At 73.9% G+C, this 14,404-nt stretch carries 12 protein-coding genes; 8 read left to right on the plus strand and 4 right to left on the minus strand.

The window, feature by feature from the left end; genetic code table 11:
• Nucleotides 1-8 precede the first annotated feature (8 nt).
• Nucleotides 9-1,163, minus strand: coding sequence for a DegT/DnrJ/EryC1/StrS family aminotransferase (locus DFH01_RS19110; protein WP_109872065.1), 1,155 nt, complete (start codon nucleotides 1,161-1,163; stop codon nucleotides 9-11).
• 222 nt (nucleotides 1,164-1,385) lie between these two features.
• Between DFH01_RS19110 and DFH01_RS19115 the strand changes: the two genes are divergently transcribed.
• From DFH01_RS19115 to DFH01_RS19130, 4 genes are all read left to right on the plus strand, one after another.
• A complete protein-coding gene (locus DFH01_RS19115; protein WP_109872066.1) occupies nucleotides 1,386-1,799 on the plus strand; it encodes a Rap1a/Tai family immunity protein in 414 nt (137 codons plus the stop codon).
• Between the two features lie 16 nt (nucleotides 1,800-1,815).
• The gene (locus DFH01_RS19120) at nucleotides 1,816-2,034 is read left to right on the plus strand and encodes a YMGG-like glycine zipper-containing protein (RefSeq protein WP_109872067.1); all 219 of its coding nucleotides are present in this window, start codon (nucleotides 1,816-1,818) and stop codon (nucleotides 2,032-2,034) included.
• 156 nt (nucleotides 2,035-2,190) lie between these two features.
• Nucleotides 2,191-3,012, plus strand: coding sequence for an enoyl-ACP reductase FabI (fabI, locus tag DFH01_RS19125; RefSeq protein WP_109872068.1), 822 nt, complete (start codon nucleotides 2,191-2,193; stop codon nucleotides 3,010-3,012).
• Nucleotides 3,013-3,036: 24 nt separating this feature from the next.
• A complete protein-coding gene (locus tag DFH01_RS19130) occupies nucleotides 3,037-4,233 on the plus strand; it encodes an acetate/propionate family kinase (protein WP_109872069.1) in 1,197 nt (398 codons plus the stop codon).
• A gap of 30 nt (nucleotides 4,234-4,263) precedes the next feature.
• Here DFH01_RS19130 and DFH01_RS19135 read toward each other — a convergent pair whose 3' ends face one another.
• From DFH01_RS19135 to DFH01_RS19145, 3 genes are read right to left on the minus strand one after another with little or no spacing between them, the layout of a single operon-like run.
• Entirely contained in the window at nucleotides 4,264-4,809 is a 546-nt protein-coding gene (locus DFH01_RS19135) for a DUF4334 domain-containing protein (protein WP_109872070.1), read from the minus strand.
• On the minus strand, nucleotides 4,806-7,943 hold the full coding sequence (locus DFH01_RS19140) for an efflux RND transporter permease subunit (RefSeq protein WP_109872071.1): 3,138 nt from the start codon (nucleotides 7,941-7,943) through the stop codon (nucleotides 4,806-4,808). The genes DFH01_RS19135 and DFH01_RS19140 overlap by 4 nt, the downstream gene beginning before the upstream one ends.
• A complete protein-coding gene (locus tag DFH01_RS19145; protein ID WP_109872072.1) occupies nucleotides 7,940-9,136 on the minus strand; it encodes an efflux RND transporter periplasmic adaptor subunit in 1,197 nt (398 codons plus the stop codon). Before DFH01_RS19145 ends, DFH01_RS19140 begins: the two co-directional genes overlap by 4 nt.
• 115 nt (nucleotides 9,137-9,251) lie before the next feature.
• Here DFH01_RS19145 and DFH01_RS19150 point away from each other — a divergent pair, with 115 nt between their 5' ends.
• The 4 genes from DFH01_RS19150 (at nucleotide 9,252) to DFH01_RS19165 (ending at nucleotide 14,378) form a co-directional block, all read left to right on the plus strand.
• Nucleotides 9,252-9,920 (plus strand): TetR/AcrR family transcriptional regulator, encoded by a 669-nt coding sequence (locus DFH01_RS19150; protein WP_109872073.1) that lies wholly within the window; start codon nucleotides 9,252-9,254, stop codon nucleotides 9,918-9,920.
• Between the two features lie 115 nt (nucleotides 9,921-10,035).
• Nucleotides 10,036-10,839, plus strand: coding sequence for a universal stress protein (locus DFH01_RS19155; RefSeq protein WP_109872074.1), 804 nt, complete (start codon nucleotides 10,036-10,038; stop codon nucleotides 10,837-10,839).
• A gap of 123 nt (nucleotides 10,840-10,962) precedes the next feature.
• Entirely contained in the window at nucleotides 10,963-11,661 is a 699-nt protein-coding gene (locus tag DFH01_RS19160) for a CBS domain-containing protein (RefSeq protein WP_109872075.1), read from the plus strand.
• Nucleotides 11,658-14,378: an HAD-IC family P-type ATPase gene (locus tag DFH01_RS19165; protein ID WP_109872076.1), complete on the plus strand. Its 2,721-nt coding sequence runs from the start codon at nucleotides 11,658-11,660 to the stop codon at nucleotides 14,376-14,378. The genes DFH01_RS19160 and DFH01_RS19165 overlap by 4 nt, the downstream gene beginning before the upstream one ends.
• The last annotated feature ends 26 nt before the right edge of the window (nucleotides 14,379-14,404 follow it).

Raw genomic sequence — 14,404 nt, forward strand, 5'->3', positions numbered from 1 at the left:
GCGCGCCGCTACAGCGCGGCGCGGAGGGCGGCGATGACGCGCCCGACCGCCTCCTCGCTCAGATAGGGGTGCATCGGCAGCGAGAGGATGCGCGTGCACAGCATCTCGCTGACCGGCAGCGGCGGCGGGCCGCCGGCGATCGAGCCCGCATGCGCCGCGGCATAGGCGGGCTGATGGTGCAGCGGCTTCGGATAGTAGATGCCGCTCGGCACGCCGGCCGCCTTCAGCGCGTCCTGCACGCGGGCACGGTCCACCCCCTGCGGCAGCAGCACGGAATAGAGACCCCAGGCATGATCGGCGCCGGGCACCGAGCCCGGTGCCTGCACCAGGCCCGACAACCCCGCGCCATAGGCGGCCGCGACCTTCGTGCGTGCGGCGAGCTCATCCGCCAGCAGCGGCAGCTTGGTCAGCAGCACCGCCGCCTGCAGCGTGTCGAGCCGGCCGTTCATGCCGGTGCGCAGCACCTCGTAGCGGCTCTTCCCCTCGCCATGCGTGCGAAGCTGGCGATAGAGCTCGGCGCGCTCGTCGCTGTCGGTCAGCAGCGCGCCGCCATCGCCGTAGCAGCCGAGCGTCTTGGTCGGATAGAAGCTGAGTGCCGCGGCGTGGCCCCAGCGGCCGAGCCGCTTGCCGTGCAGCGCCGCGCCGAAGGCCTGCGCGGCGTCATCGAGGGCGAACATCTCCTCCCGCGCGCAGATCGCCTCGATCGCCGGCCAGTCGGCGGGCAGGCCGAACAGGTCCACGCCCACCACGGCGCGCGGGCGCAGCCGCCCCTCCTTCCGCACCAGCGCGATGCGGCGTTCCAGGTCGGCGATGTCGAGGTTGAAGGTGACCGGGTCCACATCCACGAAGACCGGCGTGGCGCCCAGCACCAGCGGCACCTCCGCCGTCGCGGTGTAGGTGAAGGCGGGCAGGAACACCGCGTCGCCGCGGCCGATCCCCTCCGCCATCATCGCGATCTGCAGCGCATCCGTGCCGGAGGAGACGCCGACCGCATGCGCGCAGCCGGCGAAGTCAGCGAGCTGCGCCTCCAGCTCCCGCACCTCCGGGCCGTTGATGAAGGCGCCGCTGTCCAGCACGGCGGCGATGCGCCGGTCGAGCTCGTCGCGGATCAGCGCCTGCTGGGCCTTCATGTCGAACAGGGCGATGGGAGGCGAGGCGGTCATGGGGATCCGTGGCAGGGAGTCTGTCCGTGCTGCATAGACCCTCCCCCCCGCGCCGGCCAAATCACCCGGGGTTTCGCCGCGTTGCGCCCTGGGATTTCCGATACGGCGCCGGGACTCCGGGCCGCTTGGCAGCGGCCGAGCCGATGGCCTAGCGTAAGAGTTCCGGCGACGGGCGTTCAGCCTTCGCGGGGGCAAGGAAGGAGGACCGCGAAGATGCGGCGAATGAGTTGGCTGCCAGCCATGACGCTGGCATTCGGGCTGTCGGCGAGTGCCGCCATGGCTCAGGGCACCGCCACCCAGACGACGCGGGCGGAGCCGCTTTCGATGAGCGCGCTGGCCTCGATGTGCGCCGCCTCGCCCTCCGGCGAATCGCCGCTCGCGGCCTTCTGTCAGGGCGTGATCGTGGGCGCGGGCCAGTATCACAGCGCCGTCTCGGCGGCGAATGGCCGGCCGATCTTCTGCCTGCCGGAACCCAGCCCCACCATGCAGGACGTGCAGACCGCCTTCGTGCGCTGGGCTGCCGCCAACACGCAGTACAGCAGCGAACTGGCGGTGTCGGCGCTGATGCGCTTCGCGGCCAGCACCTATCCCTGCCCGCCGCAGCCCGCCCCGGCGCAGCCGGCCCGTCGGCGCTGAGCCAGAGGAACCCAAGATGCGACGTCTCATCCTGATCCTGCCCGTGGCGATCGGTCTGGCCGGCTGCGCGGACATGTCCTCCTCCCAGCGCGCCACGGCGACCGGCGCTGGTGTCGGCGCGCTCGGCGGCGCGGCGATCGGCTCGCTCTCCGGCAACGCCGGCATGGGTGCCCTGATCGGCGCCGGCGTCGGCGGCGCCAGCGGCTTCCTGATCGACCGGAGCCGCACGCAGTGATGTGAACCGGCCGGGGCGGCGCGCGCCGCCCCGGTGGCCACGCCCCTCGTCTTGGGGCGTGACGGGCGGCCTTGCGTGATGCACGCTCCGCGTCCCGCCATCCGGGTGTCGCCGGGGCGCCGCCCGCCCTGGCGCAGCCACCAGACCGAGCGTGCCATGACCGACCGCCCGATCGATCCCCTGCCGCGGGTCTGGGACCCGAACGACCGCATCGGCGACATGCTCAAGGGCAAGCGCGGCCTGGTCGTCGGCATCGCCAACGCGGATTCCATCGCCTATGGCTGCGCGGCCAAGCTGCGCGCCTTCGGCGCGGAACTCGCCGTCACCTGGCTCAACGCCAAGGCGGAGCGCTTCGTCCGCCCGCTGGCCGAGCAACTCCAGGCCTCCATCGCGATGCCGCTCGATGTCGAGCAGCCTGGCGAGATGGAGGCTGTCTTCGCGCGCATCGCGGCGGAATGGGGCCGGCTCGACTTCGTCATCCATTCGATCGCCTTCGCCCCGCGCGAGGACCTGCATGGCCGCGTGGTGGACTGCTCGGCAGAGGGCTTCACCCAGGCGATGCGGGTCTCGTGCTGGTCCTTCCTGCGCATGGCGAAGCTCGCCGAGCCGCTGATGACCCGGGGCGGCGTGCTGGCGACGATGAGCTACTACGGCGCCGACAAGGTGGTGGGGAACTACAACATCATGGGCCCGGTGAAGGCCGCGCTGGAGGCGTCCGTGCGTTACGCCGCGGCCGAGCTCGGGCCCAAGGGCATCCGCGTCTTCGCCGTCTCGCCGGGGCCGCTGAAGACCCGCGCCGCCAGCGGCATCGCGCATTTCGACGAACTCGTGGACATGGCGCAGAGCCGTGCGCCGGCGCAGCGGCTGGTGGACATCGCCGAGGTCGGGCGCGTCGTCGCCTTCCTGGTCGGCGGCGCCTCCTCCGGCATGACGGGCGACACGATCTACGTGGATGGCGGCCTGCACAACATGGCCTGATCCACGGGGCCGGAGACCAACCCGATGCAAGGTGTCGTCCTCGTCCTCAATGCCGGCTCCTCCTCGCTGAAATTCGCTGTCTTCGAGACGGCGGAGGGCAGGCTCGCGCCGCTCGGCGCCGGCCAGGTGGAGGGCATCGGCGCCACGCCGCGCTTCGTCGCGAAGGATGCGGCGGGCAGGCCCGTGGCCGCGCCCTCCTGGGACGCGGGCGGCGCGCCGGCGAACCATGCCGCGGCGCTGGATGCGATCATCGCCTGGCTGGAACCCGCCCTGCAGGGCCGCCCGGTCGCGGCCATCGGCCACCGCGTCGTGCATGGCGGGCCGGAGCACGCCGCGCCGGTGCCGATCGACCTGCATGTGATGGCCGAGCTGCAGGAGCTCGTCCCCCTGGCGCCGCTGCACCAGCCGCACAACCTGGCCGGCATCGCGGCGGCGGCACGCAGGTTCCGCGGCGTGCCGCAGGTCGCCTGCTTCGACACCGCCTTCCACCGCACCCAGCCCTTCTTCGCCGACACCTTCGGCCTGCCGCCGGCGTTCCACGCGCGCGGCATCCGACGCTACGGCTTCCACGGCCTGTCCTACGAATACATCGCGCGCCGCATCGCGGCGGAGGACCCGGCGCTCGGCGCCGGCCGCCTCGTCGTCGCGCATCTCGGCAACGGCGCCTCGCTCTGCGCCATCGCCGGCGGCCGGGCGCAGGCGAGTTCCATGGGCTTCACGGCGCTGGACGGCGTGCCGATGGGAACGCGCTGCGGGCAGCTCGATCCCGGCGTGGTGCTGCACATGATCGACGCGATGGGCATGAGCACGGCCGAGGTCGCGCGGTTGCTTTACAACGACAGCGGCCTCAAGGGCATGTCCGGCATCTCCCACGACGTGCGCGCGATCGAGGCGGCGGGCGGGGAGGGGGCGGAACGCGCCCTGGGCTACTTCGCCTATCGCGTCCGGCGCGAGATCGCCGCACTCGCCACCTGCATGGGCGGGCTCGACGCGCTGGTCTTCACCGCCGGCATCGGCGAGAACGCGCGGGGCCTGCGTGCGCGCATCTGCGAGGGCCTCGGCTTCCTCGGCATCGCGCTCGATCCCGCGCGCAACGCGGCGAATGCGCCGGAGATCTCGGCGCCCGGTGCCGCCGTGCGCGTGCTGGTGCGCGCGACGGACGAGGAACGCATGATCGCCGAGCACACCCTCGCCGTCATCGCGGAGGGCGGGCCGCGCTGAGGCGCGCCGCGGGCCCGCCCGAAGCGCCAGCTACTCGCGCCGCAGGACGAAGAAGAAGGGCTGCGGCATGCCGCGCATGTCCATCACGCCCAGCAGCGTGTCAGCATCCACGCCGCGGAAGGCGTCGATGATCGGCAGATCGTCGTAGATCATCGCCGCACTCACCACACCGCGATGCTCCACCATGCGCAGCCTGGCCGCCGGGCGCCGTGTGGCGGCCGCGCGGCCCGCCAGGCCGAACAGCCTGCCCGCAACCGGTCCGCCCAGCAGGCCCGGATACCGCCGCAGCAGCGGAACCGGCACCAGCGACGGGTTCAGCGCGAAGAGTTTCCCGCCCCGGGACCGGCAGAGCAGGGGATGTGCCTCCTCCGGCCCGTCGAAGGCCTTGCCGTGCCAGCCAAAGCGTTCCAGCAGCCCGTCCCAGGGATGGCCGCTCGCCAGCACCCGGCCGCGCCAGCGGCCCAGGACCTCCGCGACCGAGACCGGCGGCAGCGCGTCGAACACGGCGAGAAGTTCCTCGCCAGTTCCGCCACGCGCCGCGATCACGGCCCAGGCGCGCGCTGCCGCGCCGATCATGGATGCTGCGCCGCCTCCCGCACGACCATCCGCCCCAGACGTGGCCGCAGCCAGGTGCCGAGGTCGTCCATCACCGTAAAGATCACCGGCACCACGACAAGGCTCAGCAGCGTCGAGGTGACGAGGCCGCCGATGACGACGAGGGCCATGGGCGCGCGGAAGGCGGAATCCGCGCCGATGCCGGCGGCGATATGCGCCATGCCGGCGGTCATGGCGATGGTCGTCATCACGATCGGCCGCGCCCGCTTGCGCGCCGCCTCCACCAGCGCGGCGCCGCGCGGCAGCCCGGCGGCGCGCGCCTCGATCGCGTATTCCACCAGCAGGATGGAGTTCTTGGCGACGATGCCCATCAGCATCAGCACGCCGATCACCGCCGAGATGCCGAGCGCCTTCTGCGCCAGCAGCAGCGCCATCAGAGCGCCGCCGAGCGAGAGCGGCAGCGCCGACATGATGGTCAGCGGCTGCAGCACGCCGCCGAACAGCAGCACCAGCACTAGGTAGACGAGGCCGATGCCGGTGGCGAGCGCGACGGCGAAGCTGCCGAACAACTCGCGCATGATCTCGGCATCGCCGGTGGAGCGTTCCTGCACGCCGGGCGGCAGGGCGCGCATGATGGGCAGCGCGGCGACCAGCTTCGTCGCTTCGCCCAGCGGCAGCCCGTTCAGCTCGGCCTCGACCGTCGCCTTGCGCACGCGGTCGAGCCGCTCGATCTGCGCCGGCCCGGCGCCATAGCGGATCTCGGCCACCGTTTCGAGCGGCACCGGCAGGCCAGCGCGGCCCTCCACGCGCAGCGCGCGCAGGGCGTCGAGGTCGCCGCGCGCGGCCTGGTCCAGCATGACGCGGATCGGGATCTGCCGGTCGGGCAGGTTGAAGCGCGCCAGGTTCTGCTCGACATCGCCGGTGGTGGCTATGCGCGCGGTGGCGGCGATGGCGGCCGGCGAGACGCCGAGTTCCGCCGCGCGGGCCTCGCGCGGCACGATCTGCAGCTCCGGCCGCGCGAGCGAGGCGGTGGAGCGCGCGCCGGCGAGCTGCGGGATGCCGCGCATCTGCCGCTCCAGCTCGCGCACCGCCGCTTCCAGCGCTGCCGGATCGTCCGAGACGAGGGTGACGGTGAGCTTCGCGCCGCTCTGCCCGTCCGCGCCGAAGCGGAAGCGGGCGCCGGGGATGCGCTCCAGCGAAGGGCGGATCGCGGCCTCCACCTGCTGCTGGGTCAGCGCACGCTCGCCGCGCGGCAGCAGCGTGACCGTGAAGCTGGCCAGCCGCGGCTCGCCCTCCCGCGTCGTGTTGCCCATCGTCGGTCCGCCGCCCCCGGTGCTGCGCGTGCCGAGCGAGACGAAGACGGAGGCGACCTCTGGCCGCGCCTGGATGATCCGCGTGGCCTCCCGCGCAGCGGCCTCGGTCTCCGCGAGCGTGGCGCCGGGGGGCAGCTCCATCGCGATCGAGGTCCGGCCGCGGTCGGCCGCGGGCACGAAGTCCTGCGGGATCATCGGCACCAGCGCGACGGAGGCGGCGAAGAAGGCGCCGGCGCCGGCCAGCGTGATCCAGCGATGCCGCAGGCACCAGCCGAGCAGGCCGAGATAGCGCCGCCCGATCGCGCCCTCGCCGACCTCCTCGGAGCCCGCGGCCAGCTTCGGCTTCAGGAAATAGGCGCCGAGCAGCGGCGTCAGCAGCCGCGCCACGACCAGGGAGAAGAACACCGCCGCCGCGACCGTCAGGCCGAACTGGCGGAAGAACTGGCCGGGGATGCCCGGCATGAAGGCGACGGGGACGAAGACCGCGAGGATCGTCGCCGTGGTCGCCACCACCGCCAGCCCGATCTCGGCCGAGGCGTCGAGCGCGGCCTTGAAGGCGCTGCCGTCGCCGCGCTGGCGCAGGTGGCGCACGATGTTCTCGATCTCCACGATCGCATCGTCCACCAGCACGCCGACCACCAGCGTCAGCCCGAGCAGCGTGACGTTGTTGAGCGAGAAGCCGAGCCACTTCATCACGAAGAAGGTCGGGATCAGCGAGAGCGGCATCGCCAGGGAGGCGATGGCCGTCGCCCGCCAGTCGCGCAGGAAGGCCCAGACCACCAGCACCGCGAGCCCCGCGCCGACCAGCAGCGCCTCGATCGCGCCGTGGTAGCTGGCCAGGACGTAGCCGACCGTGTCGGCGACGCGGGTGATGTCGATCCCCGGATGCGCGGCCTCCAGCGCGGCGATCCGCGCGGCGACGCCCTCGGCGACGCTCACCTCCGACGAGCCCCGCGTGCGCTGCACCTCGAAGCCGATGACGGGGCGCCCGTCGAGCCGCGCGGCGGTGCGGATCTCCGCATTGGCGTCGGTCACCTCGGCGATGTCGCCGAGCCTCGCGGTGCGGCCGCCGGGCAGCACGATCGGCCGCTCGCGCAGCGCCGCGACGGAGCCCGCGGAGCCGAGCGTGCGGATCGCCTGCTCGCCCACGCCGAGGGTGCCGCGGCCGCCGGGCAGGTTCACGTTCAGCGCGCGCAGCTGCTCGTTCACCTGGCCCGCGGTGATGCCGAGCGCGAGCAGGCGGTCCGGGCGCAGCGCCACCCGGATCTCGCGCTCGACGCCGCCGACGCGGTTCACCTGCGCGACCCCGGGGACGGAGAGCAGCGACTTCGCGACGGTGTCCTCGACGAACCAGGACAGCTCCGCCTCCGACATGCGCGGCGCGGCGATGGAGTAGGTGAGGATCGCCCCGCCCGTCGCTTCCACGCGCGTCACCACCGGCTCGCGGATGCCAGCCGGCAGGTCGGTGCGGATCTGCGAGACCTTGTCGCGCACGTCGTTGGTCGCGCGGTCCACGTCGGTGCCGAAGGCGAACTCGATGGCGGTGGTGGAGGCGCCGTCCACGACGGTGGAGGTGATGTGCTTGACGTTGCCGAGGCCCGCCACCGCATCCTCGACCCGCCGCGTCACCTGGCTTTCCAGCTCCGAGGGCGCGGCGCCGGGCTGCGCGACGGTGACGACGACGGCGGGCAGGTCGATGTCCGGCGTGTTGTTCACGCGCAGCGCCGGGAAGGCGAAGAGCCCCGCCACGGTGAGCACGAGGAAGAGCACCGCCGTGGCGACCGGGTTGCGGATCGCCCAGGCGGAGATGTTGCGGTGGTCGGCGGAGGAGGCGGTCTTCATCGCGTCTCGCCCGCGGCGACGCGCACGCGGTCGCCGTCGCTGAGGAAGCCGGCGCCGGCGACGACCACGCGCTCGCCGGCCGCAAGGCCGGAGGTGACCTCGACCAGGCCGTCCTGGCGGTGGCCGGTGGTCACGGGGCGGAGTTCCACATGCTCGCCCTGCAGCACCATCACGGCCGGGCGGCCCTCGCGGAACAGCAGCGCGGCCTGCGGCACGGCAAGGCCCGTCGCCGCCTCGGGCCGGATCTCGGCGCGCGCGAACATCCCCGGGCGCAACCCCGAATCAGGCGGCAGCGCGACATGCACGGTGCCGAGCCGCGTCTCCGGCGCGACGGTCGGCGCGACGGCGCGCACCTCCGCCGGCACGCTGCGCTCGCCATGCCGAACCTCCACGGGCTGGCCGGGGCGGATGGCGCCGAGCTCGAGTTCCGGCACGCGGGCGTCGAGCTCCAGCCGCCCGTCGCGGATCAGGCGGATCATCTCCTGCCCGGCGACGGTGACGTTGCCCGGCAGCACGCTGCGGCGGGAGACGATGCCCGGCGCCGGCGCCAGGATGCGCGCCTGGTCGAGCCGCGCCACAGCCTCCTCCCGTCGCGCGGTGGCGGCGGCGAGGCGGGCCTCGGCCTGGGCGACGGTCGCCTGGCGCTGCTCCACGGTCTGGCGCGTGGCGATGCTGGTGCGGGCCAGCTCGGCGGCGCGGGCCAGCTCCTGCCGCGCCAGACGGAGCGTCGCCTCGGCCTCGGCGACGGCGGCCTCGGCCTGGTCGCGCGCGGCGCGCAGCAGGTCGTCGTCCAGCCGCACCAGCAGCTGGCCCTCGGCGACGGTGTCGCCTTCCTGCACCGGCACCTCCGCCACGCGCAGCCCCCCGGCCTCGGCGCCGATCACCAGCTCCTGCCAGGCGACCACGGAGCCGTCGCCGACCACGCTGCGGGCGAGCGCGCGGGGCGCGGCTTCCGCCACCGCGACGGTCAGCGCCGGGGGCGGCTCGGCCGGGCGCGTCGTGGTCGCGGCGGGGGCCTCGCCGGGGATCAGCGTGGCGATCTCCTCCCGCAGCATCGCCGCGGCCCCGAGCGCCAGCGCGCCGATGCCCGCCAGGACCAGGCGGAACCGGCGCGCACGGCGCGGCGCCGCCGCGGCGGTCTGGCCGGCGGCGGGCGCGGCGGCGTCGCGCGTTGTCAGATTGTGATCCGGCATGGAGGCGATGGCCCTGCTGCGGCGGCCCCTTGTCTGTTGACCGCTCGGTCAATAGCTAGGCCTGATGTGGCGTTGTTGACCGATCGGTCAATAGGCGCGGTGGAAAGGATCTGACGTGGCTGACACCCTGGAGGGCAGGGCCGAACAGGCTCCCGGCGCCGCGCCGCGCCGCCGCCTGACCCCTGCGGAACGCCTGCCGCAGCTTCTGGATGCGGCGCTCGAGGAATTCGCCGAGCGCGGCTATGGCGGGGCCAGCATGGCCGGCGTCGCGGCGCGGGCCGGCGTGGCCAAGGCGCTGCTCTACCACTACGTCCCGGGCAAGGCGGAGCTGTTCAAGGCGGTGGTCCGCTCCTGCATCCAGCCCGTATTCTCGGAGGCGGAGCGGCTGCTGGCCGGCTTCGACGGCTCGCGCGCCGAGCTGCTGCGGCGGCTGTTTGCGCTGGGCTATGCGCGCCTCGCCGCCGACCGGCGGGAGGGCGTGCTGTTCCGCCTGCTGGTCGCGGAAGGCGAACGCTTCCCCGAACTCGCGGCCTTCTACCATGCGGAGGTGCTGTCGCGCGGCCTCGCGCTGGTGGAGCAGGTGGTGCGCAGCGGCGCCGCGGCGGGCGAGTTCCGGCCCGACCTCGCCGGGCATCCGGGGCTTGCGCCGGTGCTCATGGCGCCGGTCGCCATGGCGGGGGTCTGGCGCCTCATGCTCGGCGAGGGCCAGGCACCATCGCCGGAGGCGATGCGCGAGGCGCATCTGGCGCTCGTGCTGCGCGGCCTCGGCGCGGCGAAGGCGTAGCCGTTCCGCGCCGGGCTTGAGCCAGATCAATGCCGTCCGGCGACGCGGAGGCCAGGGTCGCGTCACAACATCGCGCCAGCCGTGTCGGCAAGGCGCAAGCCGGGAAGAACGCAGCATGTCCATCACCACGATCACCACGCATGTCGAACCCGCCGGCGGCGCGGCGCCGGAGGCCGCCTTCGCGGCGCCCCTCGCGCTGGCAGAGGCGCATGGCGCCCGCCTGACCGCGCTCGTCTTCCCCGCCGAGACGGCGCAGGCCGAGGCCACGCTGCCCAGCTGGGATCTCGCCCGCATGGAGGAGGACGCGGCGTCGCGCCTGCGCGAGGCCGCTGAGAAGCGCGGCGTCGCCTGCGAGATCCGCACGCGCAGCAGCTTCGCCTATGGCGTGGGTGAGGTGATGGCCGACCACATGCGCGTGAGCGACATCGGCCTGCTCACGATCCAGGGCAGCCCCGGCGCGGGGCAGCGGATGCTGATCGGCGCGGCGCTGTTCGACAGTGGCAGGCCGCTGCTGCTGGTGCCGGCCGGCGCGGCTTCCTTCCCGCCCTCCCGCGTCGTGGTCGCCTGGGATGCGACGCCGGCCGCGGTGCGCGCGGTGCATGGCGCGCTGCCGCTGATCCGCGCGGCCGCCGAGACCCTGGTGGTCACCGTCACCGACGACAAGGAACTGCGCGCGGGACAATCCGGGATCGAGCTGACGCATCTGCTCGCCCGGCACGGTGCCCGCGCGTCGTTCAGGAGCGTGAAGCGCGCCGGCGGCGTGCTGGAGACGCTGGCCGGGGTCGCGCGGGAGGTGCCGGGCGGGCTGCTGGCGATGGGCGCGCTGCGGCACTCGCCGCTGCACAACATGGTCTTCGGCAGCGCCACGACCGACCTGATGCAGTCCGGCCCGGCGGTGGCGACGCTGCTCTCGGCCTGAGGCGCCGGGCCCGGCCGCCTTGCGCGGCCGGGTTCCACCCGGCTCTCGCCGCGGCGTGAACGGCGGCCGCGGCATCCTGCGGCAATCTCGCCGACCGGCATCGAGGGAAGCGGAGGAAACGCCATGCGCGCGCGCGATCTCATGACCACGGCGGTCGTCACGGTGACGACCGACACCCGCCTGTCCGACATTGCCCATCTGCTCGCCCAGCGCGGGATCTCCGCCGTGCCGGTGCTGGGGCCGGAGGGCGAGCTTCTCGGAATCGTCACGGAGGCCGACCTGGTGCGCCGCCTGGCCGGCGAGGCGGCATCCCGGCCCAAGGGGTGGCTCTCCGCCGTGCTGACCCGGCGCCCCGAGGCGACGGCGGCCGGCTTCGCCCGCCTGCACGGCCAGCTTGCCGGCGACGTGATGACCACCGAAATCGTCGCCGTGGAGGAGGACACGCCGGCGGAGGCGATCGCCGGGCTCATGGAGCAGCACGGCGTGAAGCGCGTGCCGGTGCTGCGCGAGGGTCGGCTGGTCGGCATCGTCTCCCGCGCCGACCTGCTCGGGCTCGCTTTCGGCGTCCCCACGGCGCCGGAGACGGAAATCTCCGATGCGCGGCTGCTGCGCAGCGTGGAGCAGGCGCTGCGCGAGCAGCCCTGGGCCGATGCCTGGCTGGTCTTCCCCTCGGTCGAAGGCGGCGTGGTCACGTTCCATGGCTGGTGCCGGTCGCCAGATGTGGAGCGGGCGCTGCGCGTGCTCGCCGAGGGGCATCCGGGCGTGAAGGGCGTGCGGATGCAGCTGCGCCGAGCGCCGCGCTTCATGATCGGCGTTCCATGACGGCGGAGGCGCGCAAACCCTCCGCCGCGGCGACCGCGTGGCATGCGCTGGGGGCGGAAGCGGCGCTGCAGCGGCTGGATTCGGCCCCCTCCGGTCTGACGGCAGGCGAGGCGGCGCGGCGGATTGCCGAGCACGGGCCGAACCGGCTGCCGGCCGCCGCGCCGCGCAGCGCGCTGCGCCGCTTCCTCGGGCAGTTCGCCAACCTGCTCATCTACGTCTTGCTGGGCGCGGCGGCGGTCACGGCGCTGCTCGGGCACTTCACCGATGCCGCGGTGATCCTCGGCGTCGTGCTGGTCAATGCGATCGTGGGCTTCGTGCAGGAAGGCCGCGCGGAGCAGGCGCTCGACGCGATCCGCGACATGCTGACGCCGCACGCCTCCGTGCTGCGCGACGGGCGGCGGCAGACGGTGGACGCAGCCGACCTCGTGCCCGGCGACGTGGTGCTGCTGGAGGCTGGGGATCGCGTGCCGGCCGATCTGCGCCTGCTGCGCGCGCGCGGCCTGAAGGTCGAAGAGGCGGCGCTCACCGGCGAGTCCGTGCCGGTCGAGAAATCGCCTGCGGCGGTCGCGCCCGGCGCGCCGCTCGGCGACCGCGCCTCGCTCGCCTTCTCCGGCACGCTGGTGGCGGCCGGGCAGGGGATGGGTGTCGTCGCGGCAACCGGCGCGGCGACGGAACTCGGCCGGATCAGCGGCCTGATCGGGGAGGTGCAGACGCTCGCGACCCCGCTGCTGCGGCAGATGGACCGATTCGCGCGGCGCCTGACCTTCGTGATCCTCGGCCTCTCGGCGCTGGTCTTCGCCTTCGCCTGGGTGCTGCGCGGCTACGCGGCGGAAGACGCGTTCCTGGCGGTGGTCGGCATCGCCGTGGCGGCGATCCCGGAGGGGCTTCCGGCGGTGCTGACCATCACGCTCGCGATCGGGGTGCGCCGCATGGCGGCGCGCAACGCGATCGTACGGCGCCTGCCGGCGGTCGAGACGCTGGGGGCGGTTTCCGTCATTTGCTCCGACAAGACCGGCACGCTGACGCGCAACGAGATGACGGTGGCGGTGGCGGAGACCGCGCTCGGCCGCTTCGAGGCCGCTGGCGAGGGCTATGCCCCGGAGGGCACGGTGACCCATGAGGGCGATCCGACCGAAGGCGCGGCCGCGGAGCTGCTTGGCACGCTCGCCCGCGCGGCCGTGCTCTGCAACGATGCGGCGCTGCGCGAGGAGCCGGATGCGGGCTGGGTCGTCGCCGGCGATCCGATGGAAGGCGCGCTGCTGGCCTTCGCGGCGCGGGCCGGCGCGCCGCCCGACGCGCTTCGGCTGCGCTTCCCGCGGCGCGACGAGATCCCCTTCGATTCGCGCCACCGCTACATGGCGACGCTGCACGCCACGCATGGCCATGCCTTCGCCTGCGTGAAGGGCGCGCCGGAGCGGCTGCTCGACATGTGCAACCGCCAGGCGGGGCCGGCCGGGGAGGCATCGCTGGACGCGGCGTCCTGGCACGCGCGTGCGGAGGCGCTCGCCGCGGAGGGCATGCGCGTCATCGCCGTCGCGCGGCGCGACCTGCCGCAGGATGCGGAGGCGCTGTCGGCGGCCGATGTGGAGCATGGCCTCGTGCTGCTCGGGCTGCTCGGGCTTATCGACCCGCCGCGCGAGGAGGCGGTGGCCGCTGTCGCGGAGTGCCAGGCGGCCGGGATCCGCGTGAAGATGATCACCGGCGACCATGCGGCGACGGCCGGCGCGATCGCGCGCCAGGTCGGGCTGCGGGGCGCGGGCTCGGCGGTGACGGGTGCCGAGCTCGACAGGCTGGACGACGCCGCGCTGCGGGCCCGCGCGCGCGAGGCCGATGTCTTCGCGCGCACCAGCCCGGAGCACAAGCTGCGCCTGGTGGAGGCGCTGCAGGCCGAGGGCGCGGTCGTGGCGATGACCGGCGACGGCGTGAACGACGCGCCCGCGCTGAAGCGCGCCGATGTCGGCGTCGCGATGGGGCGCAAGGGCACGGAGGCGGCGAAGGAGGCCGCCGAGATGGTGCTGGCCGACGACAACTTCGCGACCATCGCGGCCGCCGCGCGCGAGGGCCGTGTCGTCTACGACAACGTCCAGAAGGTGATCGCCTGGACGCTGCCGACCAATGGCGGGGAGGCGCTGGTCGTCATCGCGGCGATCCTGCTCGGCCTCACGCTCCCGCTGACGCCCGTTCAGATCCTCTGGGTGAACATGGTCACGGCGACGACGCTCGGCCTGGTGCTCGCCTTCGAGGCCGCGGAGGGCGACATCATGCGCCGTCCGCCGCGCACCCCCGCCGAGCCGCTGCTCTCGGGCTTCCTCGTCTGGCGGGTCGCCCTCGTCTCCGTCCTTTTCTGCATCGGGGTCTTCGCGATCTTCGCCTGGTCGGAATGGCGCGGCCTGTCGCTTGAGGCGGCGCGGACGGCGGTGGTGAACGCGATCGTCGTGATGGAGATCGCCTATCTGTTCAGCGTGCGCTTCCAGCGTGGGACGTCGCTGACCTGGCGGGGCGCGCTGGGCACGCCGGCTGTCCTGATCGGCGTGGCGGCGGTCGTGCTGCTGCAGCTCGCCTTCACCTACGCCCCGCCGCTGCAGGCGCTGTTCGCGACGGAGCCGCTGGACCCGGTCGCGGATGGCCTGCCGATCCTGGCCGCGGGCGTGGCGCTCATGCTGCTGCTCGAGGTGGAGAAGGCGGTGCGGCGCCGGCTCCTGCGCAGCGACCGGTGAGGCTGGGCGTTCGACCCGGCAGCAGG

Origin of the sequence: Falsiroseomonas bella (genome assembly GCF_003173615.1) — a bacterium.
GTDB lineage: Bacteria > Pseudomonadota > Alphaproteobacteria > Acetobacterales > Acetobacteraceae > Falsiroseomonas > Falsiroseomonas bella.

Excerpts from the sequence above, each read along its gene's own strand:
- DFH01_RS19130 (WP_109872069.1), top strand. The coding sequence starts at position 3,037 with ATGCAAGGTGTCGTCCTCGTCCTCAATGCCGGCTCCTCCTCGCTGAAA.
- fabI (WP_109872068.1), top strand. The coding sequence starts at position 2,191 with ATGACCGACCGCCCGATCGATCCCCTGCCGCGGGTCTGGGACCCGAAC.
- DFH01_RS19160 (WP_109872075.1), top strand. The coding sequence starts at position 10,963 with ATGCGCGCGCGCGATCTCATGACCACGGCGGTCGTCACGGTGACGACC.
- DFH01_RS19115 (WP_109872066.1), top strand. The coding sequence starts at position 1,386 with ATGAGTTGGCTGCCAGCCATGACGCTGGCATTCGGGCTGTCGGCGAGT.
- DFH01_RS19155 (WP_109872074.1), top strand. The coding sequence starts at position 10,036 with ATGTCCATCACCACGATCACCACGCATGTCGAACCCGCCGGCGGCGCG.
- DFH01_RS19120 (WP_109872067.1), top strand. The coding sequence starts at position 1,816 with ATGCGACGTCTCATCCTGATCCTGCCCGTGGCGATCGGTCTGGCCGGC.
- DFH01_RS19110 (WP_109872065.1), bottom strand. The coding sequence starts at position 1,163 with ATGACCGCCTCGCCTCCCATCGCCCTGTTCGACATGAAGGCCCAGCAG.
- DFH01_RS19140 (WP_109872071.1), bottom strand. The coding sequence starts at position 7,943 with ATGAAGACCGCCTCCTCCGCCGACCACCGCAACATCTCCGCCTGGGCG.
- DFH01_RS19145 (WP_109872072.1), bottom strand. The coding sequence starts at position 9,136 with ATGCCGGATCACAATCTGACAACGCGCGACGCCGCCGCGCCCGCCGCC.
- DFH01_RS19165 (WP_109872076.1), top strand. The coding sequence starts at position 11,658 with ATGACGGCGGAGGCGCGCAAACCCTCCGCCGCGGCGACCGCGTGGCAT.
- DFH01_RS19135 (WP_109872070.1), bottom strand. The coding sequence starts at position 4,809 with ATGATCGGCGCGGCAGCGCGCGCCTGGGCCGTGATCGCGGCGCGTGGC.